General features: G+C 33.9%; 26 protein-coding genes. 14 read left to right on the top strand and 12 right to left on the bottom strand.

The annotated features are described in order from the left end of the window. Positions 1-133 precede the first annotated feature (133 nt). From MJQ71_RS10880 to MJQ71_RS10870, 3 genes are all read left to right on the top strand, one after another. Positions 134-934, top strand: a complete 801-nt coding sequence (locus MJQ71_RS10880) for a DUF2490 domain-containing protein (protein WP_238806642.1) — start codon at positions 134-136, stop codon at positions 932-934. A 151-nt stretch (positions 935-1,085) separates the two neighbouring features. Further along, positions 1,086-1,538, top strand: a complete 453-nt coding sequence (locus tag MJQ71_RS10875) for a sterol desaturase family protein (protein ID WP_238806641.1) — start codon at positions 1,086-1,088, stop codon at positions 1,536-1,538. 275 nt (positions 1,539-1,813) lie between these two features. Beyond that, complete coding sequence (locus MJQ71_RS10870) at positions 1,814-2,581, top strand: hypothetical protein (protein WP_238806640.1); 768 nt, start codon at positions 1,814-1,816, stop codon at positions 2,579-2,581. 62 nt (positions 2,582-2,643) lie between these two features. Here the strand turns inward: MJQ71_RS10870 and MJQ71_RS10865 are convergent, their stop codons facing one another. Continuing rightward, positions 2,644-3,696, bottom strand: coding sequence for a lipid A deacylase (locus tag MJQ71_RS10865; protein WP_238806639.1), 1,053 nt, complete (start codon positions 3,694-3,696; stop codon positions 2,644-2,646). A gap of 326 nt (positions 3,697-4,022) precedes the next feature. Here MJQ71_RS10865 and recA point away from each other — a divergent pair, with 326 nt between their 5' ends. After that, a complete protein-coding gene (gene recA / locus MJQ71_RS10860) occupies positions 4,023-5,105 on the top strand; it encodes a recombinase RecA (protein WP_238806638.1) in 1,083 nt (360 codons plus the stop codon). An 81-nt stretch (positions 5,106-5,186) separates the two neighbouring features. On the opposite strand, the gene MJQ71_RS10855 is transcribed toward recA, so the two are convergent. The 5 genes from MJQ71_RS10855 to MJQ71_RS10835 all read right to left on the bottom strand — a co-directional run bounded on the left by MJQ71_RS10855 (position 5,187) and on the right by MJQ71_RS10835 (position 9,887). Continuing rightward, a complete protein-coding gene (locus MJQ71_RS10855; protein WP_238806637.1) occupies positions 5,187-5,627 on the bottom strand; it encodes a hypothetical protein in 441 nt (146 codons plus the stop codon). 119 nt (positions 5,628-5,746) lie between these two features. Then, positions 5,747-7,474, bottom strand: coding sequence for a hypothetical protein (locus tag MJQ71_RS10850; RefSeq protein ID WP_238806636.1), 1,728 nt, complete (start codon positions 7,472-7,474; stop codon positions 5,747-5,749). 101 nt (positions 7,475-7,575) lie between these two features. Beyond that, positions 7,576-8,112 (bottom strand): RNA polymerase sigma factor, encoded by a 537-nt coding sequence (locus tag MJQ71_RS10845; RefSeq protein WP_238806635.1) that lies wholly within the window; start codon positions 8,110-8,112, stop codon positions 7,576-7,578. 58 nt (positions 8,113-8,170) lie between these two features. Next, the gene (locus tag MJQ71_RS10840; protein ID WP_238806634.1) at positions 8,171-9,580 is read right to left on the bottom strand and encodes a PepSY-like domain-containing protein; all 1,410 of its coding nucleotides are present in this window, start codon (positions 9,578-9,580) and stop codon (positions 8,171-8,173) included. Between the two features lie 82 nt (positions 9,581-9,662). Further along, a complete protein-coding gene (locus MJQ71_RS10835) occupies positions 9,663-9,887 on the bottom strand; it encodes a DUF2905 domain-containing protein (RefSeq protein WP_238806633.1) in 225 nt (74 codons plus the stop codon). A 69-nt stretch (positions 9,888-9,956) separates the two neighbouring features. On the opposite strand from MJQ71_RS10835, the gene MJQ71_RS10830 reads away from it, so the two are divergent. Beyond that, the gene (locus tag MJQ71_RS10830; RefSeq protein ID WP_238806632.1) at positions 9,957-10,631 is read left to right on the top strand and encodes an NUDIX domain-containing protein; all 675 of its coding nucleotides are present in this window, start codon (positions 9,957-9,959) and stop codon (positions 10,629-10,631) included. Between the two features lie 61 nt (positions 10,632-10,692). Here MJQ71_RS10830 and MJQ71_RS10825 read toward each other — a convergent pair whose 3' ends face one another. From MJQ71_RS10825 to MJQ71_RS10815, 3 genes are all read right to left on the bottom strand, one after another. Next, the gene (locus MJQ71_RS10825; RefSeq protein WP_238806631.1) at positions 10,693-12,150 is read right to left on the bottom strand and encodes a Gfo/Idh/MocA family protein; all 1,458 of its coding nucleotides are present in this window, start codon (positions 12,148-12,150) and stop codon (positions 10,693-10,695) included. A 133-nt stretch (positions 12,151-12,283) separates the two neighbouring features. Beyond that, the gene (locus tag MJQ71_RS10820; RefSeq protein WP_238806630.1) at positions 12,284-12,994 is read right to left on the bottom strand and encodes a hypothetical protein; all 711 of its coding nucleotides are present in this window, start codon (positions 12,992-12,994) and stop codon (positions 12,284-12,286) included. Positions 12,995-13,029: 35 nt separating this feature from the next. Then, on the bottom strand, positions 13,030-14,103 hold the full coding sequence (locus tag MJQ71_RS10815) for a dipeptidase (protein ID WP_238806629.1): 1,074 nt from the start codon (positions 14,101-14,103) through the stop codon (positions 13,030-13,032). Between the two features lie 215 nt (positions 14,104-14,318). Between MJQ71_RS10815 and MJQ71_RS10810 the strand changes: the two genes are divergently transcribed. From MJQ71_RS10810 to MJQ71_RS10795, 4 genes are all read left to right on the top strand, one after another. Then, complete coding sequence (locus tag MJQ71_RS10810; protein WP_238806628.1) at positions 14,319-14,777, top strand: coiled-coil domain-containing protein; 459 nt, start codon at positions 14,319-14,321, stop codon at positions 14,775-14,777. Between the two features lie 286 nt (positions 14,778-15,063). Further along, entirely contained in the window at positions 15,064-15,771 is a 708-nt protein-coding gene (locus tag MJQ71_RS10805; protein ID WP_238806627.1) for a YiaD family glycine zipper/OmpA-like lipoprotein, read from the top strand. 59 nt (positions 15,772-15,830) lie between these two features. Beyond that, positions 15,831-16,454, top strand: coding sequence for a porin family protein (locus tag MJQ71_RS10800; protein ID WP_238806626.1), 624 nt, complete (start codon positions 15,831-15,833; stop codon positions 16,452-16,454). 14 nt (positions 16,455-16,468) lie between these two features. Beyond that, on the top strand, positions 16,469-16,720 hold the full coding sequence (locus MJQ71_RS10795; RefSeq protein WP_238806625.1) for a hypothetical protein: 252 nt from the start codon (positions 16,469-16,471) through the stop codon (positions 16,718-16,720). Positions 16,721-16,771: 51 nt separating this feature from the next. Here the strand turns inward: MJQ71_RS10795 and MJQ71_RS10790 are convergent, their stop codons facing one another. From MJQ71_RS10790 to MJQ71_RS10780, 3 genes are all read right to left on the bottom strand, one after another. Next, the gene (locus MJQ71_RS10790; RefSeq protein WP_238806624.1) at positions 16,772-17,140 is read right to left on the bottom strand and encodes a response regulator; all 369 of its coding nucleotides are present in this window, start codon (positions 17,138-17,140) and stop codon (positions 16,772-16,774) included. A gap of 81 nt (positions 17,141-17,221) precedes the next feature. Then, positions 17,222-17,647 (bottom strand): response regulator, encoded by a 426-nt coding sequence (locus tag MJQ71_RS10785; RefSeq protein ID WP_238806623.1) that lies wholly within the window; start codon positions 17,645-17,647, stop codon positions 17,222-17,224. Positions 17,648-17,664: 17 nt separating this feature from the next. After that, positions 17,665-19,116: a sensor histidine kinase gene (locus MJQ71_RS10780; RefSeq protein ID WP_238806622.1), complete on the bottom strand. Its 1,452-nt coding sequence runs from the start codon at positions 19,114-19,116 to the stop codon at positions 17,665-17,667. 223 nt (positions 19,117-19,339) lie between these two features. Here MJQ71_RS10780 and rpoN point away from each other — a divergent pair, with 223 nt between their 5' ends. The 5 genes from rpoN to MJQ71_RS10755 are packed head-to-tail and all read left to right on the top strand — an operon-like array spanning position 19,340 to position 25,420. Then, positions 19,340-20,749 carry an RNA polymerase factor sigma-54 gene (gene rpoN / locus MJQ71_RS10775; RefSeq protein WP_290370178.1) on the top strand — a complete coding sequence of 470 codons (1,410 nt, stop codon included), beginning with the start codon at positions 19,340-19,342 and terminating at the stop codon, positions 20,747-20,749. A gap of 40 nt (positions 20,750-20,789) precedes the next feature. Then, positions 20,790-22,268 (top strand): sigma-54-dependent transcriptional regulator, encoded by a 1,479-nt coding sequence (locus MJQ71_RS10770; RefSeq protein ID WP_238806620.1) that lies wholly within the window; start codon positions 20,790-20,792, stop codon positions 22,266-22,268. 45 nt (positions 22,269-22,313) lie between these two features. After that, on the top strand, positions 22,314-23,522 hold the full coding sequence (locus MJQ71_RS10765; RefSeq protein WP_238806619.1) for a sensor histidine kinase: 1,209 nt from the start codon (positions 22,314-22,316) through the stop codon (positions 23,520-23,522). A gap of 12 nt (positions 23,523-23,534) precedes the next feature. Next, complete coding sequence (locus MJQ71_RS10760) at positions 23,535-23,987, top strand: response regulator (protein ID WP_238806618.1); 453 nt, start codon at positions 23,535-23,537, stop codon at positions 23,985-23,987. Beyond that, positions 23,984-25,420, top strand: coding sequence for a hybrid sensor histidine kinase/response regulator (locus tag MJQ71_RS10755; RefSeq protein ID WP_238806617.1), 1,437 nt, complete (start codon positions 23,984-23,986; stop codon positions 25,418-25,420). Before MJQ71_RS10760 ends, MJQ71_RS10755 begins: the two co-directional genes overlap by 4 nt. Positions 25,421-25,423: the final 3 nt, after the last annotated feature.

Below are 25,423 nucleotides of genomic sequence, written 5' to 3'. Positions count from 1 at the left end.
GTGTTATAACAAATGTGCCTTCAAGCATTTTATTAATTTTTTAGAATTGATGTGTTCTTAATTTGCTGATTATCAGTTGATTAAAAGTCCATTGTCTTTTATTTCTCAATATTCATTTTTAATAACTAAAGCGATGAAAAATTTCAAAAATAAAGTCATAGTTTCCTTATTGTTGATAAGCATTTTTAGTTTACAAACACAAGCTCAAACTAAAAGTCAGAACAACGATATTTGGTTACATTATGTGGGTAAAAATATGCTGACCAAAAAGTTGTCTTTTACCTTTGAAGCTACAATGCGTTTTGCAAATGGTTTTAGTGAAAAACAACAATATTTTGTTCGTCCATCGTTTGATTATCAACTTACGAAGCATTTTCTAGGAAGTATTGGGTATAGTCACTATAATACTTATGTGTATGGTAGTCCTGCTATTAACAAGCGTCCAATTCCTGAAGACCATGTTTGGTTGCAAGGTACACTCAGCCATCAATTAGGAGATTTAAAATTGACTAATCGTTTGCGTAATGAGTTTCGTTTTGTAGGAGTAGCAAGTAGTACCGTGGCAACTCCGACTAATCAAGCAGACTATGCCATTACTGACCATAAATTCCGTGACCGTCTACGTTACATGGTTTTGGCAACTTATCCACTTGTGAAGATTGACAACAAACCAAAACTTCTTGGAATCATTGGTGATGAAGCATTCATGAACATTGGCGTTCTAGGAACTGATGCTACTAAGAATAATGTTGGAAAAACATTTATGAACCAAAATCGAATCATTGCTGGTTTGGGATATGTGATTGATCCACATAATCAAATACAATTATGTTACATTCACCAAAATATTTGGAATTTCTCTGATACAATTGAAGAAAGTAATCCAACTATTAGGATTTCTTATTTGACCAATTTTTCGTTTGCAAAAAAATAAAAATCACTATTATAGAATATTTCAAAAATCCCTATTTGTTATCAAATAGGGATTTTTATTTGAAAATCTCTGCAAAATCATCCTTCAACTCAAACAATCATTTGTAATTTTGTGTTAATATTATTAAAATCAATCAAATTTTATTTCCATCATGATTCTAAAGTTTTTAATCGTAATTGTCACATTTGCATTTATGGAATTCATGGCTTGGTTTTCTCATAAATATATCATGCACGGTTTTGGCTGGGCATGGCACGCCGATCACCATAATCATCACAAAGGATTTTTCGAGAAAAATGATTATTACGCCATCGTTTTTAGTATTGTAGCTTCTTCGACAATTATTTACGGAAATATTAATCCCGACTTTTGGTATTTAACTTGGTTTGGTGCTGGAGTTACGTGTTATGGAGTTGCTTATTTTGTCTTTCATGACATCATTGTTCATCGTCGAGTAAAGATAAAATTTGTGGCAAAAAGTAAATACATGAAACGCATCATGCACGCCCATTATATTCACCATAAAGTGCATACCAAAGATGGGGCAGAGGCTTTTGGTTTCTTGTACGCTCCCGAAAAATATGAACCAAAACAAAGAGACTGAAATATTATAAAGAAATAAAAAGAGCGTGTCACCCATTTTTATAAATTTAAAAATGAGTGACACGCTCTTTTTAAGAATACTTTTTTACCGTAAATATATGCTATCAAAAATCGTTCCTAAATTTGTATTTGCCATTTTTTAGGCGTTTTTTGATTTATAAGTTATTGATTGTAAGTAAGTTAGATGTCGAAAATAAGTAGTAGGTGTCATTCATTCTTTTAGCATGATTTTTGCTCCGTTTAATAATAATTACGGAATTAGTCCTTCGTGCCTTTATGAAACAAATCGTTACATGCCTAATACTTTGGTTTTCGATTACTTCAACTTTTGCTCAGACAGAAAGCAAACTTTCAGAATCAATCTACCGAAGTTTTTATAATGAAACCATTACCATTCGACCAGATAATCCTGATAAGGTTATCAAGAAACGATACGGTATTTTTATTGATACTACACAAAATTCGGTTTTTGCGAGAAATCTTGATGAAAGAACCGAATTTGATGATTATCACCAATCACTTATTTTTCGTGCTTGCCGAGATTTTAAAGCATCCAAAAAATTAAAAGAATTATGGTCTTTTAAAGATGATACACTTTATAATTCAATTCCTAAAAAGTGGTTTGAGGCTCAAAAACTGAACGGTAATACCTATGTTTTTTGTCCGAAAACACTGAAAGGGCATTATTACTATCATCTGACTGACTCTACTATTATTGTCAGCAAAGGTGAAGGCCCCAAAACATACTTTATTAAATCTGTTAAAAAATTCCAAAATTCAATCATTATTGATTGTTTTCAGGGAAGTAAGTTTACAGTCAAAATTCTTGACCAAAAAACCAAACTTGCTATCTGGAAAATTGAAGATAATACTTTTGAACATGGAGTTGTGTATCGTTTATCTGTTCCTGTAAATAGTTTTAAATATTATAATTTAATCGTGAATCATAGTGCAGAAGATAAAGTGCCAGATGATTTAACTTTTGACGAAATTGACTACGAAAATCTGCTTTCATTTACCAATAAATTGCAAGCTAGATTTTAATAAATGATTTTTACATCGCTATTGAGAAATGAAGAAACCACGGGCTTTTGTCTGTGGTTTTCTTATAAATTACACTTTAAGTAAAGTCCTTCTGAATGTTCCATAATTCGATTTTTGAAGTCGTAATAAGGCTCAATTCTTAGTGAAACAACAACTTTGCTTGATACTTTCCAATCACGTACAATCCTTGTTATCAGTACATTGCGACTTTCTTCGTAATGACTTTCATTATTAAATTTTCTTGACGTCGATTGCATTAAATCATTCCCGAAAGGGGCATTAAAATAGTGTCCTCCCCAATAACTAAAGCCAATTTGATATTTTGGATTTTGCCAAAATGTATTCAAATAATAAGCCGTTCCTTGCAGTGGCGATTCAAAATATCCAACATAATAATTATCTAATGTGAAAGCTTGATTTTGGTTAAATTCTTTCTTAATACGTAATCCCAAAGTTGGATTAATCATTGTTCGAACGGGTTGAATATTTTGAATATTTTGTCCGCCACTATGATAAATACTGGCTTGAGCAATTGCTTGGAATTTGATACCTTTTAGCTCAACCGCTTTGCTGTAATAAGACATTCCCGCCCAAATCTTTTCTTGATTAGTTTGGCCAGCAATTGTAGTTTGTTGCCAATCGAGCCAGCCGTCAAAGAATGCTTCCTGTTTCTGGTATTTTGCTTGAAAACCATGCTCTAACGGTTTACTAAGTACACGTTCAAAGCTTAAAAGTGGTTCAATCATTCGGTGGCTAAGGTTTCCTTCAATATTACCAAACAAAAATCGCCAATCCTTTTGTTTGATTTGAACCGTAAAGGTCGGCTCGATTTCTTTTAATCCATTTCGACCATATTCTTTTCTCAAGAATACACCTGCATCTATTTGTACTTTTTCGTGAAGTCGAATACTCATTTTAGGGTTCAAATAATACCCAATTAGTGTATATCCATCTGCTATTTCATTGAAATATTCATTATTTTTTACATAAACCAACGAATTAAACTTGAATTGTATTTTTCTAATATTGGTATCATTAAATGAATGGTTGTTTTCTATGCTTTTATTATCTACTTGGGCGTATATTTTATTTATTATTTGTAGAAAAAAAATCATACAAAAAAATATGCATTTTAAAAAACCATTCATCATTAAAAAAAACCTTTTGTAAAAAATATTGTGCATTGTATTAAATATTTGTATTACCTTTGTATCGTTCAAATGAGCATATAAGGTAAAAAGTGAAATTGATAAAGCATTTAAAAAGCAGAAAAAAAAGTAATAATTTTTATTGAAAATCAATTGTACTTTTTTTATAATTTAAAAGGCAATAAGTTGTTTTTTTTACTCTAAAAAACGAACTTCATTTGAAATATAAGTAAAAATTATCTAAAAAATAGTAGTTTGCGTTAATATCATTAAAATTCAATTTTAAAAATAAAATGGCAGCAGAAAAAGAACCAAAAGGCGACGACAGAGCGAACAAATTGAAAAGTCTCCAAACCACAATGGAGAAATTGGATAAAACTTACGGTAAAGGTACAGTAATGCGTTTGAGTGATGCTAAAGTAATGGAAGTTCCTTCTATTTCTACTGGCTCACTTGGACTTGACCTTGCTCTAGGTATTGGAGGGTTTCCGAAAGCTCGTATCGTTGAAATTTATGGCCCTGAATCTTCAGGAAAAACCACTTTAGCAATGCAAGCAATTGCTGAAGCTCAGAAAGCAGGTGGTATTGCGGCTTTTATTGACGCAGAACACGCATTTGACCGTACTTATGCTGAAAAATTAGGTATTGATACTAAAAACTTATTAATCTCACAGCCCGATTATGGCGAGCAAGCCCTAGAAATTGCTGAACATTTGATTAGTTCGGGTGCAGTTGATATTGTAGTAGTTGACTCAGTTGCGGCTCTTGTGCCAAAAGCTGAATTGGAAGGCGATATGGGCGATAGTAAAATGGGTTTGCAAGCTCGTATGATGTCACAAGCAATGCGTAAACTGACAGGTACAATTAATAAAACAGGTTGTTGTGTTATTTTTATCAATCAATTACGTGATAAAATCGGAGTAATGTTTGGTAGTCCAGAAACAACAACTGGTGGAAATGCCCTAAAATTCTATGCTTCAATCAGAATTGATATTCGTCGTATCGGTGCTATCAAAGATGGCGATGAGATTTTAGGTAATCGTACTCGAGTGAAAGTTGTAAAAAACAAACTAGCTCCACCATTTAAAGTAGTTGAATTTGATATTCTTTACGGACAAGGTGTGTCGAAAGCGGGTGAAATTCTCGATTTAGCAGTTGATTTGGAAATTGTAAAAAAATCGGGTTCTTGGTTCTCTTATGGTACTTCAAAATTAGGTCAAGGCCGTGATGGTGTACGTGATATGCTCAAAGATAATCCAGAATTAATGGCCGAATTAGAAGATAAAATAAAGGCTACTGTGGCAGTTAATGCTGATGCACTTATGGACACTAAACCAGGTGACCAAGATGGTGTAATCGAAGATGAAGCCGAATAAAAAATTAGATTATAGGAAATAAGTTAATGTTAAAAAGACAGTCTTTTAGACTGTCTTTTTTTATACACTAACATTAATTTATTATAAAGTAGAATCTGTTTTGCTCACTGGTGCAGTTGTAGCAGGATGTTGTGCTGGAAAAGTTTGAACAGGCGTTTGATGTATAATAAACTCAACATCATCAATGAAATACTTAGTATCGCCATTCCAAGGAAATTTAAAGAATTTTTCTGAATATTTAAGTGTAATTCGTTCGCCTGTTTTCAACGCCCTTTGAAGTTTAGCAATTGTTGAATCTGTTTTACACGAAAAATCAAAATATCTGGGTGTCAGTGTTCCTGTTTCGCCCGAATAGCCTCCTTCATTTAATACCCCTTCATAGGTTTTAAAAACGTAACCTCTTTCGCTTAGCTTCGAAATTGTACCAGCACGTTCACCCTTTGAATAGTAACCTGCGGTTAAATAATATGCCACGCTAATTAGTAACAGTAATATGATTAATAGTGTAATTTTAAATTTCATTGGTCAAAATGTTTATTTTGTTTGATGATACAAAAGAAAGGATTTTTTAGAAAAATGCAAAAAATAAGTGTGGGACGGAGAAATAAGACTGATGAGTAGAAATTGGAACGAAATGAGAATTACATAAAATTCATTCGGACATTCAAGCCAATATTTGAAGGTCTAATTTGTAAATAATTATTAGCATCAAGCGACTGTGAAAGACTGTAACGATAAGTTGGTTCAATCCAAACGGTTTTACCGCTTTTCGTTGGGTAGGAGATGGCCACCGAAGCATTTAAATAATAAGCATATTGATTATTATTAAGTACTCTAACAGCTTCTGCTCCACCCAAAACGAATAGTTTATTTTTCTGATTAGAAACCAAATAAGCGTTGTCTATTTTTAAACCAACAGTATGTAAAAACTTATTTTGATTAATTGCTTCACCAACACCTACAACAGTATATGATTGAGTTGCATCTAATAGCACATCGTAAGTTCCGTTGTTTACTTCATAGTTAATTGATTGCTGAATGCCAGAATATGCCAGCGAAATGCCCGTTGAGAAGCGATTTGAAAGTGACTGCATCACTCCAACACGTGCCTGAATACCAAGGCGTTGTGCATCAATCGCATTGAGTGTACCAACTTGTTGAATATAAGTAGTTGTTTGCGGCAAAATAGTTAGAGCTTGATATGTTTGCAAAGGCATGATGCTGCTAGTGAGAATCATTTTTCTTCTAACTTTTTCTTCTTTTTCTTCCATCGGACGTTCATTATTGTAGGCAATCGCCCCAAATGGGAGTCTAATATTTTTTGTCTTAAAGGCCTTACTGTCAATTAATTCAAGATTTAATGTTGCTTTTGTTTCAGCTATTTCGCTTTGATTTGATGAAACAAAAATAGTTGAATTGTCATTGATGCCAGAATCAATCGGTTTATCATTATTGGCTAAAGATTCTTTATTCAAGTGGTTTGCAAACCCATTGTTAAGATGCTTTTTCTTAGGTGTTTTTTTAGAAAAAAAGTTGCTTTTTTGGGTGTTTTTTTCATTTAAAGCAATTTTGTTATTACTTATTAAGCCATTATTTTTCTTTTTAGAAGAAGCTATTTGCTCAGTCAAAACGCCATTAGGTACTGTGTTTTTCTCAGAATGAGCATCAGTTGATTTTGAATTGTCCGAAGCATTATTTTGAGCAAAATCTTTTGATGAAACTTTGCCTGATGCAGTAGCATTTGAATGCTTATTAAGTGCGATGCCAGAAGACGCAATTTTACTATTGTTATAAATTAACCATCCAAAACCCAGCAATAACGCAATACTTGCCGCAATGCCAACTCTGTATGCAAAAGGCCATAAAATTATTCGACGTTCTTTTTCGGGCGTAATAGCAGCCTTTATTTTCTGCCAAGATTCGGCCTTTGGTTCAGCTTCGTAATTTTTAAATTTATTAGTAAGATGTGTAGCTAGTTGAATTTTTGCCCAAGTAGCCTCTTGCGGCTCTGCTCCATAATGTTTGAATTTCTCGTCAAGCCTAGTAGATGCCTTTATTTTCTGCCAAGATTCGGCCTGTGGCTCAGCTTCAAAATCTTTAAATTTATCAGAAAGTTGCGTTACTAATTTTATTTTCTCCCAAGAATCATCTTGCGGCTCAGCTTCAAAGTCTTTAAATTTATCAGAAAGTTGTGTTGCTAACATTATTTTCTCCCAAGAATCATCTTGTGGTTCGGCTTCATAAGAACTTAATTTTTCTTTCAAATCAAGAGCAAAGCGAATATTCTCCCAAGAATCATCTTGTGGTTCGGCTTCAAAATTCTCAAATTTTTCAGATAAAATTTTCCTTATGTTGTCTGTTGGTTTCATTTTTTGAGAACCCTATTAAGTTTATAGAATCGCTGAAACGTTTCTAACTTAGTAGGATTTTTCCTAAATATTGATTGACTTTAATCGAATAATATAAATTATTAAACAACACCCATTTCCTGCAATGATTTTCGTAAATGAACTTTTGCTCGTGAAAGCTGAGATTTTGATGTTCCTTCTGAGATTCCTAAAATCTTAGCGATTTCGTTGTGTTCATATCCATCAATCAAGTACATATTGACGACCATCCTGTAGCCATCGGGCAATTGATTGATAATACCAACGATTTCTTCGTGGCTCAGTTGCGATATAACGCCAATGTCGGCTTCGCTTTGATTTTCAATGGCTGCATAATCAACAAATTGCCGTTCGTTTGTATTCTGTCGATAATGGTCAATGGCTGTTCGTACAACCAAAGATTTTACCCAGTATTCAACAGATTCGGGTTTTTGTAAATCATTGATTTTGTTAAAAATCTTTATAAATGCCTCTTGAAAAATATCCTCGGCTTCCATGACAGTTCGGGCATAGCGACGACATACACCCAAAAGCCTGCCTTTATAGAGGTTATAAAAGGCGGCTTGGGCTCTCGGGTCGTTTCGCTGACAACCAAGAACTAATTCTACTTCATTCCGCATCCGAAAAGGGTTGCTGTGTTTTAGATTCAATTAATAATAATAGGTTTGATAATGCTTTTTAGCCTTTTCTGGCAGATATAAAACGAGCATTTTCATCAAAATTGATGTAATAATAATCGTTCCCTACCTTAATAGCTATCATATAACCTAAAACTTTATTTTCTGCGTACGCTATAAATCCTTTTTGAAATACCCAACCTTTAAAGTTTATATCTAAATATTCTTTGGCTTTGCTCGGAATATCTTTTGGGTCGAGAGGTTTATCATTTATTTTATTATCAGGAAATTTCATCGTAATTTCCTTGACATTTATGAAATTCCCTTGATTATCGAAGGTATAATCGAAAGTAATATTCTTGCTAAGAATAGTTATCCAATATGTTTTTTTGTCTTTTGTCGTAACAATTGAAGACTGAATATATTTAAAATCTGTATGTTTACTAGCCAAATAATTAGTAATGATACTCGGTAAATCTTTTGGTTGAATCATTTGAATAACGGCCTTTTCCATGCCATTATTACCAATTTCTTCTTTCTTTATATAGTTTCCTTCACCATCAAATTGTATGGAATATTGTTTTTTATCATACGTTATAAGAATATTATATATTTGAATAACATTATTTTGTGAAAAAGATAAACCTCGTTCAAATTGCCAACCTTTAAATTCTTTGTCGAGATAATTTTTGATTTTAGAACTTAAATCGTTGATATTTAATGGTTTATCTTCGATTCTATCGCTAGGAGCATTGACTCCAAAAGAAGATGATTTTAATACATTTCCTTTTTCATCAAACAAATAATCATAAGTCGTAAAATCTTTACTAATCACAACCGAATATCCTTTAGTATCGGCTTCTACTATAACGGCAATTTTAATACATTTATATTCACCATGCTTTGAAACTAAATAATCAGTAATCGCTTGAGGCAATTCACTTTTGTCGATAAAATAGATTTTTTGAGGTTTCATTCCAGGAGGCTTCATTCCTCTATCATCGGCAATTGATAAGATTAGCGTGCCTGTTGCATCAAAAATTAAGGTAATTTCTTTTGCATCTTTACCTTTAATCCTAACTTTATAACCTTCAATTTGTCCATCTTTATTTACTTGCTGGCAAATATCTCCATAAGTTGCTCCCGAATAATTTGTTTCAATATATTTTTTAATAATTTCGGGTAAATCAATTTCGCCAGTTTGTTTATACATTTCAGAGATTACCCCTAAATAATTAACAATTGCTGACATTTTTTCGACTTTTATTTCAAAATCAGATTGAAAAATTTTATCTTTTTCAATTGTCGAAAAACGAACTTTTGTGGCCTCTGGATAGGCGTGCCTCACAGCGTTGACGGCAGCTTGAGGAATGGCTACATTAATATTCTGCTGTGGCTGCAAATCAGTGACGCTATCGCAGCCCCAAAATAACCAACCAACAAAAAATAAATATATATATACTTTTTTCATTATTTCTTCGTTTCCAACGCTTTGGTATTTGTAGAGACGTTACCAAATATAATTTGGTTGCATTTGTTGTATAAATATATTTTCAAAAAAACTTTTTTACGAGATATAAAATCAAATTTAATAAAAGACTGATAATCAGCATTGTAACTAGTGGAAATGAGAATTTAAAGTTTTTGTTTTCGTAGTGGATATCACCAGGTAATCGACCAAACCAATGGAGTTTATCAGAAAAATAGTAAATAAAAATACCAATCAAAAGTAAAACACTACCAATTAAAATCAAGTATTTGCCTGTATTTTGATTCATAAAGTTTATTTTTGCTTTATTAATAATATTCACTTGGATGAATTTCCGTGATGCACAAATTCTAAAATGATGCTCGAAAAACTCGAAGATGCCCACAAATTTAAGCTTTGGAAAACTAATTTAATAGCAAATGGATTGAAAATCAATAAGATAGATGAACATTTTACTCGCCGACGTTACAATGGCGAAGTTTTGTTCTCGCTTCTGATGCTTGATGCCGAAACTCCAGAAGGAGATAAAATACCACCTATTTGTTTTTTGAAAGGTGAGGTAGTTTGTGTACTGATTTGTTTGATTAATAAGGAAAGCAAAGAAAAATTTTTGCTTTTGGTAAAACAACGCCGAATTGCAGAAGGCGGTTATACGTACGAACATCCTGCTGGAATGGTTGACGGAACGATGACTCCACTTGCCATTGCAGTACAGGAAGTACGAGAAGAAACAGGTTTAGAGATATTGGAAAGTCAATTAATGGATTTATCACCAGGCAAAAGAACATTTCCTGCAACAGGAACAAGCGATGAAGCGATTTATTTATACGCTTGTGAAATCGAAATGACTGGTGATGAAATAGCAGCGATGAATAACAAAGAAATGGGTACGGAGTATGAATTCGAGCGAATTACTACGCACGTAGTTCCGTTTGTGGAAGGGCATCGTATGATTAATAATACGAATGCACTTTTACTTGATTATATGTATTTGACTAAAGTCGGTGATTTTGAATTAATGGGAAAACTTTAAAAAAATGCGTTATGAAATTGTAAAAATCTCATAACGCATAAATATTAACAAAAAGCTACAATTAAACCAGTTTCCAGCCTTCACGGTATTGACGTTTCACAAATTGATTTGCTTCGTCAAAATTAGTTATTTTCATATTTGGTCCATCCCAAATTAGTTTTTTGCGACCATCATAATTAAATCCGTTTTTACCATTTGATTTTCTGAGCATATAACTACGAATCGCTAAGTTGCCCATGATAACAGTTTCGGTCAATGGCCCAGAATAATCGAACGATGAAGACAACGCTTTATGCTCTGTGCTATTAAAGCCAGTTTTGCAAGCTTCTGCCCAAGATGCTTGGTGTCCATGCTCAGGCAATGGTTTGAAATTAGGGTCAGCTTTCGGCATTGTTATTCTTTCGCCATTTTTTAGGTATATTTTTGGTTCATTTCCGTAAGTTCCACAAGTCATTACACCTTTAGTTCCCATCATTATTACACCATTGCTGCTATCCGCTTCTGCAAGAGGCTCATCAGCAGGAATCCATTCTGGATGGAATGGTCTAATTCCACCATCTGTCCAATACATTGTCACTGGCGAATTATTGCGTTTTGTAGCAGGGAATTTCAACTGCACACTTGATGATGGCGGGCAACCTTCTGGATTATATTCGGCTTGCCAATCTTTCATAAATACTTGTCCAACACTACATTCTACTTCAGTTGGGTAGCCCAAACCTAAAACTCGGAAAGCAGGGTCAATTAAGTGGCAGCCCATGTCGCCCAAAGCTCCTGTTCCAAAATTCCACCATCCACGCCATTTAAATGGGTGATAAAGAGGGTGATAGTCAACATATTGAGCAGTTCCAATAAACAAATCCCAATCATTTGCATCCATAGACTCAATTAATTTGGGTTTATCAGTTGGAACAGGGTTTCCTTGTGGCCAAACTGGGCGATTTGTCCAGATATGTACTTCGCTTACTTTTCCAATGAGGCCTTTATCGAGCCAGTCCATCATTACTTTTTGAGTAGGATTTGATGAACCTTGGTTACCCATTTGCGTAACGACTTTGTATTTTCTCGCCCCTTCGGTTAGTGTACGAGCTTCATAAATATCGTGTGTTAATGGTTTTTGTACATAAACGTGCTTGCCCATTTGCATTGAAGCCATTGCGGCAACTGCATGTTGATGGTCAGGAGTTGAAATAGTTACAGCATCAATGTCGCCTTTCATTTCTTCAAGCATTATTCTGAAATCTTTATAACGCTTGGCATTTGGAAACTTGTCGAGACTAGCTTTGCATCGAGCCATATCAACATCACAAAGAGCTACTACATTATTCACTCCGTTGTTATATGCATTGTTAATATCTGAAGCACCTTTGCCGCCAGCACCGATGGCAGCTATGTTTAACTTATCACTTGGAGCAATGAATCCTTTGCCCAAAACGTGGCGAGGCACAATAAAAAAGCCACTGGCAGCGATGGCAGAACTTTTAATAAAATTTCGTCTGCTTGTTGATTTATCTTGCATTTTAATAGATATGAAATAGGTTGAATATAGAGACCAAATCTACTAAGAAAAACGAATAAACTTGTATAGACAAATAAAAAAAAAGACGAACCCAATAAAAAGTTCGTCATAATGTAAAGATTTATATGTTTGTCTACTTACAGATCGTTGTATATTCTAACAAATGCTTATCAAAATTAGTCCAGCGGTGGTCAGATTTTAATTTTTGAAGCAAAGTTGGACAATCCTTATAGAGGTTTGTGTATTCGTCGTCGTAGTCTTTCTTTTTGAGTTTTTCGGCAACTTCGTTTCCAACCTGCACATAATATGATTTGTCGTCGCCACCTGCCATTGTGATACCGCCTACGCCAAATCTCATTGATTCTTGAGCTAGTGGGTCATGGAAAACTTTGATTTTTAGTGAAAATGATGGATTAACCATTTGCATCAATAATTCTTCAGTATCTTTTTTGATTTTTACTTTTACTTTTTCAAAATAAGCATAGCCTTTATTGATGATTTCCATGTTAACGCTATTGTTTTTCCATTTTTGGGCATTATAAGCTTGGTCAAGTGAGTTTGCCAATTTATTGTAGCCACTTGCAGGCAAATACATCGTTTTAATATCTTTTGGTTCAAAAGTTTTCTTTTTCTTTTGCCCTGTTGGTAAAATTGTTACTTCTTCGATAAGGCCTTTTTTACGGTCGAGGTCGTCAATTGTTCCTTCTACTTTAGTGCCATTTTCGAGGTAAATGTAGGCTACTTCTTTTCCTGAAAATCGGTCGAAGGCGGGAATAAATGATTGAGCAAAATTCGAGAATGAAATACAACTTAATGTGGTGAGAAAGAGTAATGGTTTTTTCATGAAAGAATAATTAAATTGATTGAAAAAAATAATAGTTAACGCCAAGCTTTTCTTAAAAAACGCAACCAATTTCCGTGAAAAACTTTTTTAATGTCATCCTCCGAATATCCTCTGTTGGTAAGTAAACCTTGTAGTTTTTGCAAATCCGCAATCGTTTCGAGGTCACTAGGCGTTTGTTCAGTTCCGAAACAACCATCCAAATCGCTACCAATAGCAATATGATTGGCATTACCTGCAATTTGACAAATATGGTCATAATTATCAATCAGTTTTTCGAGTGTCACACCACGTTCGAGCGGAGTATCTTTTCCTCTTGTCCAGTTTGGTACTAGCATCCACGCATCCAAAACACCTCCGATAACAGCTCCTCTTTCAATCAAAATTTTAATTTGTTCATCAGTCAATTGACGTTGATAATCAACAAGTGAGCGACAGTTATGATGGCTAGCCCAAACGTTGCCTTTAAACAAAGACAATGCTTCTGTAAATCCTTCATCTGTTAAGTGCGTTACATCCAAAATCATGTTGAGCTTATCCATTTCTTGCACCAACTCTCGGCCCATTTTGGTTAAACCGCCCGACATTGTTGTGCCAGGTGCGTAGCGTCCTGGGCCGTAATGGGCAGGGCCACAAGCACGTAAACCGTAAGCATAAGCTTTTTCTAAATATGATAAATTGATAAGCGAATCTGCTCCTTCGAGACTTAAAATATAACCGACAGGTTTTGTTTCATTAGAAATGCTATCATCCTGCCAAAGCTTCAAATGATTTTCTAAAGCTGTAAGATTGTTTATTTGTACCATTTCGCCCAAATCTTCCATAGCAATGTACCAAGCAAGTTGGGCTTGCGTAATTCCCCAAGCGATTTCGGGTGAATTATAACCACTTATCACGCTATCTGGAGCAACGTACCGAGCCAATTGTGTGGCAACAATGAGACCGATATTTCCTTTGCGTAGTTCAGGCAAAGAAACTGTCCCTTTTGCTCGGTCAGGTTTATCGGTCATGCCTTTTTCACGTTCACGGATGTCAAAAATAGATTTTCTAAAATCACGATTCCATTCAATGGCGTTCATTGCAATGTCCAGATGGGCGTCAATTATAAGCATATTTTGGGTATTGGGTTGAAAAATTTAAAATTAGAAAAAAATGTAGAAAAGCCCAATGAATTTTGAGGGATTAAATTTTAGCGAATAGAGAGAAAAGTATCATTTTGAGGAAAATTATCTACATTTTTTTCATTTCTTTCTAACTTTTTTTCTGTAAAAAATGAGGAATGATTTTTTTCATTATTCAATCATTAATTATCTAAAAAAAGAATATCATGAAAAAAACAATCAAATTTATAGTTTTTGGTGCTGCTTTGGGAATTTTTACATTAGGAGCTTGTTCGCGTGATGAAAAAAAAGATGCAGCGAATGATTTACAAGATGCTCAAGATAAAGTAGCCGAAAAAGCTGATGATGCCGCCGATACAATCAAAGATGCTGCGGATGAAACTGCAAATGATATCGAGGAATCTCGCAAGGAATTATCAATTAAAATTGAAGAACGTCGAGAAAAAATTAATTCAGAAATTGATGATATAAATGCAAAAATCAAGAAATCGACTAATGAAGAAAAATCAAAACTTGAAACTCGACGAGAAAAGTTGAAAGATAATTTGAAAGAATTAGATAACGATTTGGTTGAAGTTGGTAAAGACATTAAGCGTGATTGGAAACAATTTAAGCATGACCTTAATACTAAAATTGATGGAATGCAGTCAAGTTTTGAACAATAAATTATAAGAATTTGTGAGAAAGGCCTCGCCCAAGCGTGGTCTTTTTTTATGGATAAATTTTAAGTTTTTAAGAAATTAAATAGGGTAAATAAATACTTTTTAAATCCCAAAATGAGGAAAAAGATACTCATTAGAAAACACAAAATTAGTTCACCTGAATCTGTAAAGTGTTTATTATAAGTTAATTGTGTGCTATTTGCGTTTTTTAATAATCTTGGAATGGTATTTTTATTAATCAAAGTAAGCATTTAAAATATTTAGTTTTAAATAAAAAATCAAGAAGAACATGAACGCAAAAAATATCATCACAGTAGCCTGTATTGGTTTATTTTTAATGGGTAATACAGTTGCATCGTTTGGGCAGGCAACAAAGAAAAAAAGTCCTTTAAAAAAATCCCAAAAAGGAGCAATTATTGGGGCTGGCTCGGGAGCAGTTATTGGTGGCATTATCGGGAAAAATAAAAGTAATACAGCAATCGGTGCAATTATTGGAGCGACCGTTGGAGGTGCGGCGGGAGCAGTCATTGGCGATATTATGGATAAAAAAGCTGAAAAGTTAAGAGAAGATTTAGGAGATAAAGCCAAAGTTGAAAGAGTGGGTGAGGGGGTAAAATTGACTATGGGCAATAGCCTTTTGTTTGATTTTGGCTCATCAGTTTTGCTTCCTAAAACAATGATGAACCTTAAAAATATGGCCGAAACGCTAAAAAAAGATGCTCAAATAGAACTCTTGATTGAAGGCAATACAGATAGTATTGGGTCATTGGCTTACAATAAAAGGTTATCCGAAATGCGTGCAAATTCGGTTGGTAATTTTTTGATAGCCGAAGGAATTGCTCCCAATCGAATCAAAATTGTAGGAATGGGTGAAGCGAATCCAGTGGCAAGTAATAATTCGGAGGCTGGTCGCCAGCAAAATCGTCGGGTAGAAATGGGTATTTATGCCAGTGAACAAATGAAAAAAGAAGCAGGTTCGCCAGTAAGTTTGAAATAAATCAATCATTATCCACCAACTTTTAATAATTATATTATTTACTTAAAATCAAAATTAAGATGAAATTTAAAATCGTTATAATGGCATTTATTGTAGCCTTGGGTCTTCTTCAAAAAACACAAGCACAAACAGCAAAGTCTGGTATTAGAGGAGGTTTGAATGCTTCTAATCTTTATATCAAAGATGTGAGCGACCGTAATCCAAGATATGGTTTCAATGTGGGGTTATTTACGCAAGTTCCGCTTATAAAAGGGGTATTATATTTTCAACCAGAAATAGCCTATTCAACTAAAGGAACAACCGCTCATTACAATATTTTGAATACATTTCAAGGCGAAACAACCTTTAAATTAGATTATGCTGAAGTACCACTTTTACTTACCTATAAAATTGGTAATGTAATTGATATTCATGCAGGAGCTTATGGCGGATTTTTGGTTAATGCCTCCTCAAAAAGTAAAGCAGATAACGGAAATGCGAGCGAAATACTTTTGAATAAAGATAATTATAAAAGCTTCGATTATGGCTTGACAGCTGGCTTGAGTTTATATTTTGGCAAATTAATGGTTGGAACACGTTATAGCTATGGTTTGCAAAAAATTGCCAATTCCGAATCGGCAAAGATATTTTTGGGAGATTCTAAAAACTCTGTTGGACAATTAAATATTGGTTTCACTTTTTAAAACACACAATAATCATGGATAACAAAAAAGAAGAATTACTCGACAAAGCAGCTGAACACAAAGCTGAAACATTCGATAAAAAAGTAGCATTAGCCAAAGCAAAACTCCAAGAAAAAGTAGATGATGTGAAAATTGGAGCTGTTGATTTAAAGGAAAAAGCTAGCGAAAAATGGGATGATTTGAAAGAAAATGCGAGCGAAACTTGGGAAAAAACCAAACAGAAAGCGGAAGAATTAAAAAAAGATATCAAAGAAAAATTAGATTAATTCTTGAATCAATAAAAAGAACTCCCAATGGTAAAGCCGTTGGGAGTTCTTTTATTGATGTAAAATACGTTCAATTTTATGAATATCGAGCGGTTTTTCAATAAAACCATCCGCACCTAAATTTAATGCTTGTTTAGACAGCGAACTCATGGCGGTCATCATGACTAATTTTGAAGTAGGAATTTGTTTTTTAATTTGCTCAATGTATTCAATACCTCGACCATCAGGAAGGTCATTGTCTAAGAAAATAATTAATGGCTTTTCTGTCATTAACATCGCAAAACCGTCGGCTAAATTATGAGCAATAACGGAGGAGATTCCGAATTTTTTTAGCAACATTCCTAATAAAAGGCAAGTATCAATTTCGTCATCAATGATTAAAGCTTTTGGGTATAAATTTCTCACGCTATCTTCATTCATTTGCAGTTTATTTTAGCGTATAAATTCAAAAAATCGTGCCACATGCTTGTATTTATTCAATAAAAAAGATTTTTAGAATTACTAACTTCTAACTGGAAGGTGGCACAAATCAATCCAAAATTTGCTCAATGTAGCAATTACATCATTTAGCCCATCGTAAGATGAAGGTTTGGAAATGAAGCAATTTGCACCTAAAGCGTAGCATTGCTCAATATCTTGAGGCGAACCAGAAGTAGTAAGGATAACCACAGGAATACGACAATAATCTGGATTAGATTTAATGGCTTTCAAAACTTCCCGACCATCCATTTTTGGCATATTCAAATCCAACAAAATTAATCCAACTGTTGCATCACGGTCATTTTTTTGGAGAGTTTCCATCACTTCAAAACCATTTTTTAGAAAAACAGTTTGATTTTTAAATTGAATATCTTCTAAAACGGATTTTATTAGGAACAAGTCATCTTCGTCATCGTCACAAATGATAACCCTTACGTTTCTATTCATTATGGTATGAACATTTTTTATGATGGCAAATATATGTGAAATATCGCACCAATATGCCCTTTTTTTACTTCAGTCAGAATATAGCCGTTGTGATTTGTTACAATTCTTCGACAAAGAGCAAGACCAATCCCAGTACCTTCGTATTCGTTTTTATTGTGTAAACGCTGAAAAATAGTGAAAATCTTTTCAGAATATTGTTCTTCAAAACCGATGCCATTATCAATAAATGTTAGTCGATGATAAAGGTTCTCTTTCTGCAAAATGCCTGCATTCGGAATCTCTGAGCCACTTACTTGCTTGTACTGAATTTTTATTAATGGTCTAATTTCTTGTCGGCTATATTTGAGCGAATTTGATAATAAATTATTGAATAATTGCACAAATTGCACCCTCACTCCTTTGATAATAGGCAGCTTGTCGGTTATGATAGTCGCATCTTTTTGAGAAATATATTCCGAAAAATCTTCCAATGATTCTTTAATGATTTCATTCAAATTTATATCATCATGTTTATAATCTTTAATATTTGTAACTCTCGAAAACGCCAATAAATCGTTGATAAGTTGTTGCATTCGGCTAGCCGATTGATTTATTTTTTTGATATTAGCTTTAGCATCTTCACTCAATTGGTCGCCTTGTTTAGCGTTCAAACGTTCCGAAAATGCCCTAATTTTACGTAAAGGTTCTTGTAAGTCGTGTGAAGTGATGTGAGCAAACTGCTCAAGTTCAGCATTTGTGCGTTCGAGTTCGGCAAGTTTATTTTCTAAGGTATTTTGAAATCCAATTCTACGTTTGAGTTCTAAATATAATAGGCGAAAAAACACTAACAAAAAAGCCAATGAAACGCCCGAAAGGCCAAATAAATAATAAGTTATACTGGTATCGGCACTTTGTTGGAGGTCATTTCGATATTTTAAAAGTAATATTTCTTCGTCGTCAATTTGCTCCGAAAAAGACCTTATTTTATCCATATAAATTTTGCCAAGGTACAAATTTAAGGTATCAATTGTTCTGTTTTTTTTGAGATTTTTGATGCCATTTTCCATGATTATCAACTTTCTGGCAATCAATTCATCTAATTTATTGAGGCGTTTGCTCTGCTGATTATTATCATTCAATAAAACCCGTAGTTCACTTTGTATCAATCCAATTTTGGTTTTTCCTTGTAAATAAGGTTCTAAAAAAATATCATCTTCAGTCAATAAATAACCTCTTTGACCCGTTTCAACGTCAATTAAGGTCTTTATTAAATCTTTATTTTTAAACCTAACTCGGTAAGTATGCGTCACATCGGCGTTGCGTTGACTCATGTCTCGTAGGTTATTATACGTAATCAAACTCAAAAAAGAGAGCATCGTGATACTTATCACGATTGAAAAAACAAAACTCAAAAGAGCCTTAGGGAAATTAGCGAAGGATAATTCGTTGGGGATTATTTTACCCAACAGATTGTGGAAAAAAGTCTTCATTTTAAGGAAAAATTTGGACAATCAATGAATGTCATCAATGAACGATTGTAATAAATTAATAAAATTTACTGTAAAAAAGCTTGATAAGAACGCCGTTTAACGTACATTATAAAATAATCTAACGGTATTTCTTTTGATTTGATATAGTTGATTCGTTTATTCATTTAAGGTAGGTATATTTTTTTCTAATTGTAAAAAAACTTATTCCCCCAAAATTGTTCCTATGCTTCATTTCACTCAATCGCAAAAGCAGTCACTGAAAATTTCGCCCATGCAAATTCAACTGTTAAATTTTTTTCAGTTGAATTCGCTTGAGTTGGAACAGTATATCAAGAATGAATTGGAGGAAAATCCAATTTTGGAAGAAGGCGTTGCCGAGTTGAACGATGAATTTACGAATCCCAATGAAAATACCGACGACCACACGCAAGATTATATGGATTGGGACGAATTTAGTGATGATAATGTGCCTGATTACCGTACAAGAGTGAATAATTATACAGAAGATGACACTATTTTTTCGCCAACTTTGGTCGAAAGTATTAGTTGGCGAGCAGAAGTGAAAGAGCAATTTCATTTGCTTTTAACCAACGAGCGTCAGCAATTATTAGCAGATTTTTTGGTAGATTCATTGACAGATGAAGGTTATTTGCTTGTAACTCCTGAATCATTGGCTGATGACGTTTCTTTCGCCAGCGGAATGTATATCGAAGAAGAAGAAATACAAGTTTTAGTGTCTATTTTACATAAAATTGACCCCGTAGGCTTGGGTTCAAGCAATTTGCAAGAATGTTTAATGCGACAATTGGAGCGACGTAAAGATGTGGACGTTTGTATCGCTAAAACATTGGTAAAAGATTTTTTTGATGAATTATCAACCAGAAATTACGATAAACTCATCCGAATAAGTGATTTTACTTCAGAACAAATAAAAGATGCGATTTTACTTATTTCGACGCTAAATCCACACCCAGTAGTTGGCGGACAATCATCAAATGTGCTGATTGCTAAAGACAATATTATTCCTGATTATATCATTTCGGTTGAGGGTGAAAGTTTGGAAGTTTCGCTTAATAATCGAGGCATTCCACCTTTGCACATCAATAAAGTTTATGCAGAAGATTTAGGAACGTCGAAGGCGGTAAATTCATATTTAAACACCAAAATCAATGCAGCCAATTGGCTGATTGCGGCCATTCAGCAACGAGAAAGTACAATGCTGAAAACAATGAAAGCCATTGTAAAAATGCAACAACAATATTTTGTTTCGGGCGATGTTCGTCAATTAAAACCAATGGTTTTGCAACATATTGCCGAGCAGATTAAAATGGATATTTCGACGATTTCAAGAGTTACAAGTGGCAAATATGCCCAAACGCCTTTTGGCGTAATTCATCTTAAAGATTTATTTACCGAAGGAATGAAAACCGAAAATGGCGAAGAAGTTTCCAATCGTGAGATTCAATTAGTTTTAGCTGAATTGATTGCTGACGAAGACAAACATAAACCTTTCAACGATTTCCAATTGACCGAATTTCTTTCGCAGCGTGGATATAATTTGGCAAGAAGAACTGTTGCCAAATACCGTGAAATATTAGGAATAGCACCCGCTCCGTTGCGTCGAATTTTATAATAAAAACAAGAAATAGCCTTAATCGTAAATTTAAAAAAGTATGGCACAACGAATTTTAGTCATTGATGACGACACCGATATTTGTCTTTTATTAAGACGTTTTTTAAGTAAAAATGGCTTTGATGTGGCAATTGCTCACGATGGAACAACTGGTTTGGAAACATTGGAAAACTTCGTTCCTGACCTCGTTTTGACCGATTTTCGATTAGGCGATATGGACGGAGAAACGATTTTGTTAAATATCAAACAAAAGCTTCCACAGGTTCCCGTTTTGATTATTACTGGTTATTCTGATATTAAAGTTGCTATCAATGTGATGAAGCAAGGTGCTTATGATTATATAACAAAACCACTTTTTCCTGATGAAATTTTATTAACAATCAAAAAAGCTCTTAGCCATCCATCGCATTACGTCAATATAGCCGAAAATCCAATAAATAATGAAAATGAGTTGCCTATATCTGTTGGCAAAAAGCCAAATCAGTCGAAATATATTTTTGGTGATGGCCCCGAATCGAATCATCTTTACAAGCAAGTAGATTTGGTTGCACCGACCAATTATAGCGTATTGATTTATGGTGAAAGTGGCTCAGGAAAAGAAGCAGTTGCACTAGAAATTCATAAACGAAGCAAACGGGCTTCTGGCCCATTTGTGGCGATGGATTGCGGTGCAATTTCAAAAGATTTAGCGGCAAGCGAACTTTTTGGACATGAAAAAGGAGCGTTTACAGGAGCATTGGCACAGAAAATTGGTCATTTTGAAATGGCCAACGGTGGCACACTTTTTTTAGATGAAGTAGGAAATCTGCCATACGATACGCAAGTGTCATTATTAAGAGTGGTGCAAGAGCGGAAAGTGCGTAGAATTGGTGGAAATCGTGAAATATCGGTTGATGTACGCTTAATTGTCGCATCCAACGAACGTTTGATTGAAGCGGCTAAAAAAGGAAAATTTCGAGAAGATTTGTATTATCGTTTCAATGAATTTAGCATTGATGTACCGCCTATTCGTGACCGAAAAGAAGATTTAATGGCTTTTGCACAGTTTTTCTTGGTAAAAACGAATGACGAATTGAACAAAAATGTCCAAAGTTTTTCTTCAGAAGTAATCAAAGCTTTCCACGAATATCCATGGCCAGGCAATTTGCGTGAAATGAGAAATGTTATTCGTCGTGCAACTTTGCTTTCCGAATCAAATATGATTGAGGCAAGTACACTGCCTTTTGAACTGATAAATTATAACCGTTTATTGTTTAATGAACCAACCAATATTTCACCGCAAACGCTGGGCACAACTTTTGAAACGCCCAAATACTATGTTCCACAACCAATCATTGCTCAACCGATAACAGCTCTGTCGAAAGCCGATTTAAAATCAGCTGCTTTAGAAGCCGAATGTGAAATGATTTTAAATGTTTTAAAACAAGTTAATTTCAATAAGAGCAAAGCTGCTGAGGTTTTGGGAATCGACCGAAAAACGCTTTACAATAAAATGAAAAATATTAATTTGAATGCTTGAGTTTTTATTTCCCGTTTAACACACCCTAATATTTGAATCTTACCGATGATGAATAAAATTGATTTGTGTACCAATGTTTTCGGACTTGATTTGATTGGTGGTCAAATAGCAACTTGGGTGAATTTTTTACCCAATCCTATTTATATTTTTGACCTAGAACAACGTAAATTGATTTTTGTTAATAGCCGAATTGTCGAAATATTAGGATATGATTTGGCGGAGATTCAAGCAACAAATGAAACAATTGAAGGAATAACGATTATCGATTTCCCTGATGAATTATCAAATCGTTTTTTGGGAATTAAAATGGGAGAATCAATCGAGTTTTTGACGAATTTTCGACATAAAAATGGTCAAATCCATACATTTTCTAATCGAGGTATAGTTTTGAAGCAAAACGAAATTGGTGAAAATCGTTTCGTAATGCTCATTGCGGAAGATATTACCGAAAAAATAAACACTGATTTGACCGAAGTTGAGACTTATCGAAAAGAGTTAGAGCGACAATTGGCGGCTCTCAATAAAAGTAATCATGAATTAGAACAATTTGCTTATGTTGCATCGCACGATTTACAAGAGCCACTACGAAAAATTAAGGCTTTTGGCGAGCGACTCAATCATAAATATAAAGATTCGTTGGGAGATGAGGGTAAGTTTTTTATTGACCGAATGATGAATGCTGCTCAACGGATGAATCATCTTATCGAAGATTTGTTGACCTATTCTCGTGCATCAAGAAATATTGAAATTCCACAAAATATTTCACTAAATGAAGTTGTAAAAAACGTTTTAGAAGATTTAGATTTAAGAATTCAAGAAGAAAAGGTAACAATTTTAGTAGATGATTTGCCTATAATTGAAGCTCAATCGGTGCAAATGCAGCAGCTTTTTCAAAATCTCATTGAAAATGCCATTAAATTTAAACAGTCGAACATTGCTCCAATTATAAAAATTAAAGCTACAAAATTAGCCAAAGAAGAATCTGAGAAAATACCGCAACTGAAATCTGAATTATCTTATTTTCGGTTTAATATCAGCGACAACGGAATTGGTTTTGAACAAAAATATGCCGAGCAAATTTTTGCTATTTTTCAACGTCTTCACGGTCGTACTGAATATGAAGGTACTGGACTTGGTTTGGCTATTTGTCGTAAAATTGTTGAAACGCATCAGGGTTTTATTGAAGCTTTTGGTGAAGATAATGTGGGTGCCGAGTTTATTTTTTATCTGCCAATTACCACGAAAATAATTTAATTGTAGAAGCCAATGAAAAATATTCGAGATATAAATAAAATGCTCATTTTAGTAGCCGACGATGACGAAGATGACCAACTTTTTACGAAAGAAGCTTTTTATGAAAGTAAACTTCACGTCGAAATTCATTTTGTAAACAATGGTTTAGAATTGCTCGATTATCTCAAAAAAGGTAACGATGAAAAACGACCAATGCCTGCCCTAATATTGCTTGATTTGAATATGCCTAAAATGGATGGGCGAGAAGCATTGAAAGAAATAAAATCGAATCATGCACTTAAAATGATTCCTGTTGTAGCTTTAACAACCTCCAAAGCTGAGCAAGATATTTTGAAAACCTACGAATTGGGCATCAATAGTTTCATTACAAAACCTGTTTCTATTGCTGATTTTATAGAAATTGCTCAAACTTTAGGGCATTATTGGCTTGAAATTGTTCAACTTCCTCAAAATTCACAAAAATGAACATTGATTCAATAAAATTATTAATTGTTGATGATGATGAAGACGATTTTTATTTAACGTCAGATTATCTCAAAGATATTCCTAACAAAAAGTTTGAAATTACTTGGGCGAGTTCGTTTAATGAAGGAATTGCTCAACTTGCTAAAACTAAGTTTGACCTTTGTTTTTTTGATTTCTTATTAGGAATAAAAACTGGAATTGATTTATTGAAAATTGCCGTTGAAAAAGGGATTAATTGTCCAATTGTACTTTTTACAGGAAAAGGCGACCAAAAAGTCGATATTGAAGCGATGAGGTTGGGAGCGATGGATTATTTAGTGAAAAGTGATTTGGATGCCGAAAAATTAGACCGTTGTATTCGATATGCACTTGAACGAGCCGAAACGATGCGACGTTTGCGGGAAAGTGAAAAACGATTACAGCATATTTTTGAGCAGATGAAAGAAGCAATCGTGCTAAAATCGACTGATGGACTGATTTTTTATCATAATAAAACAGCTCTTGATTTGTTTAATTTTGATGAAAAAGCCATTGCCGATCGCCATTTTAGTGATTTTTTTGCTATTCCAGACAATTATTATCGTTTCAAAGAAATTCTTGAAAATCAAGAGTCTATTGATAATTATGAAGCGTCATTGGTCAGGAAAAATGGCGAACGTGTGCTTTGCTCGTTGAATAGTAGCAAACAAAAAGATAGCGATGGAAATGATTATTATTTGATAGTAATCAATGATATTACGGCTCGAAAAAAGATGGAACGAGACCGATTATTGGCCGAAAAATCGGCATCGACAGCTCGTTTGGCTCGTACCCTTGCTCATGAAGTAAGGAATCCTTTAACAAATATTCATTTGTCATTAGACCAACTCGACCCCGAACTGGAAGATGAAGAATTGAAACTTTTTACAAATATAATTCGTAGAAATAGCCATCGAATTAATACGCTTATCACCGAATTGCTAGATTCTTTCAAACCTCAAGAAACAATTTTAACAGAAGTTTCGATAGTTGATTTGTTGGAAAAAGCCCTTAACGAAGCTTCAGATAGATTAAGTTTGAAAAAGATAACTTTGCAAAAATATTTTTCGGAAGATTGTCATTTACTACTTGACCAATCGAAAATTAAAATTGCATTTCTCAATCTTATAATAAACGCCATTGAGGCAATGGAAGCTGAAAAAGGCATTTTAAATATTTCAACGCATACAGATACAAATTTTTGTTATGTAAAAATACAGGATAATGGTATTGGCATCAGTGCCGATAACCTTAATAAATTATTTGAACCCTATTTTACTTTGAAAACTAATGGTTTAGGACTTGGTTTAGCAGCCACACTTACTATTTTGCAGTCGCACAATGCAAGAGTTGAAGTTGAATCTGAATTAGGAAAAGGAACAATATTTATGATAATTTTTTCTCTAAAAAATTGATTT

Origin of the sequence: Emticicia aquatica (genome assembly GCF_923079645.1) — a bacterium.
Taxonomy (GTDB): domain Bacteria; phylum Bacteroidota; class Bacteroidia; order Cytophagales; family Spirosomataceae; genus Emticicia; species Emticicia aquatica.
This window is presented reverse-complemented; position numbering and strand designations above follow the sequence as displayed.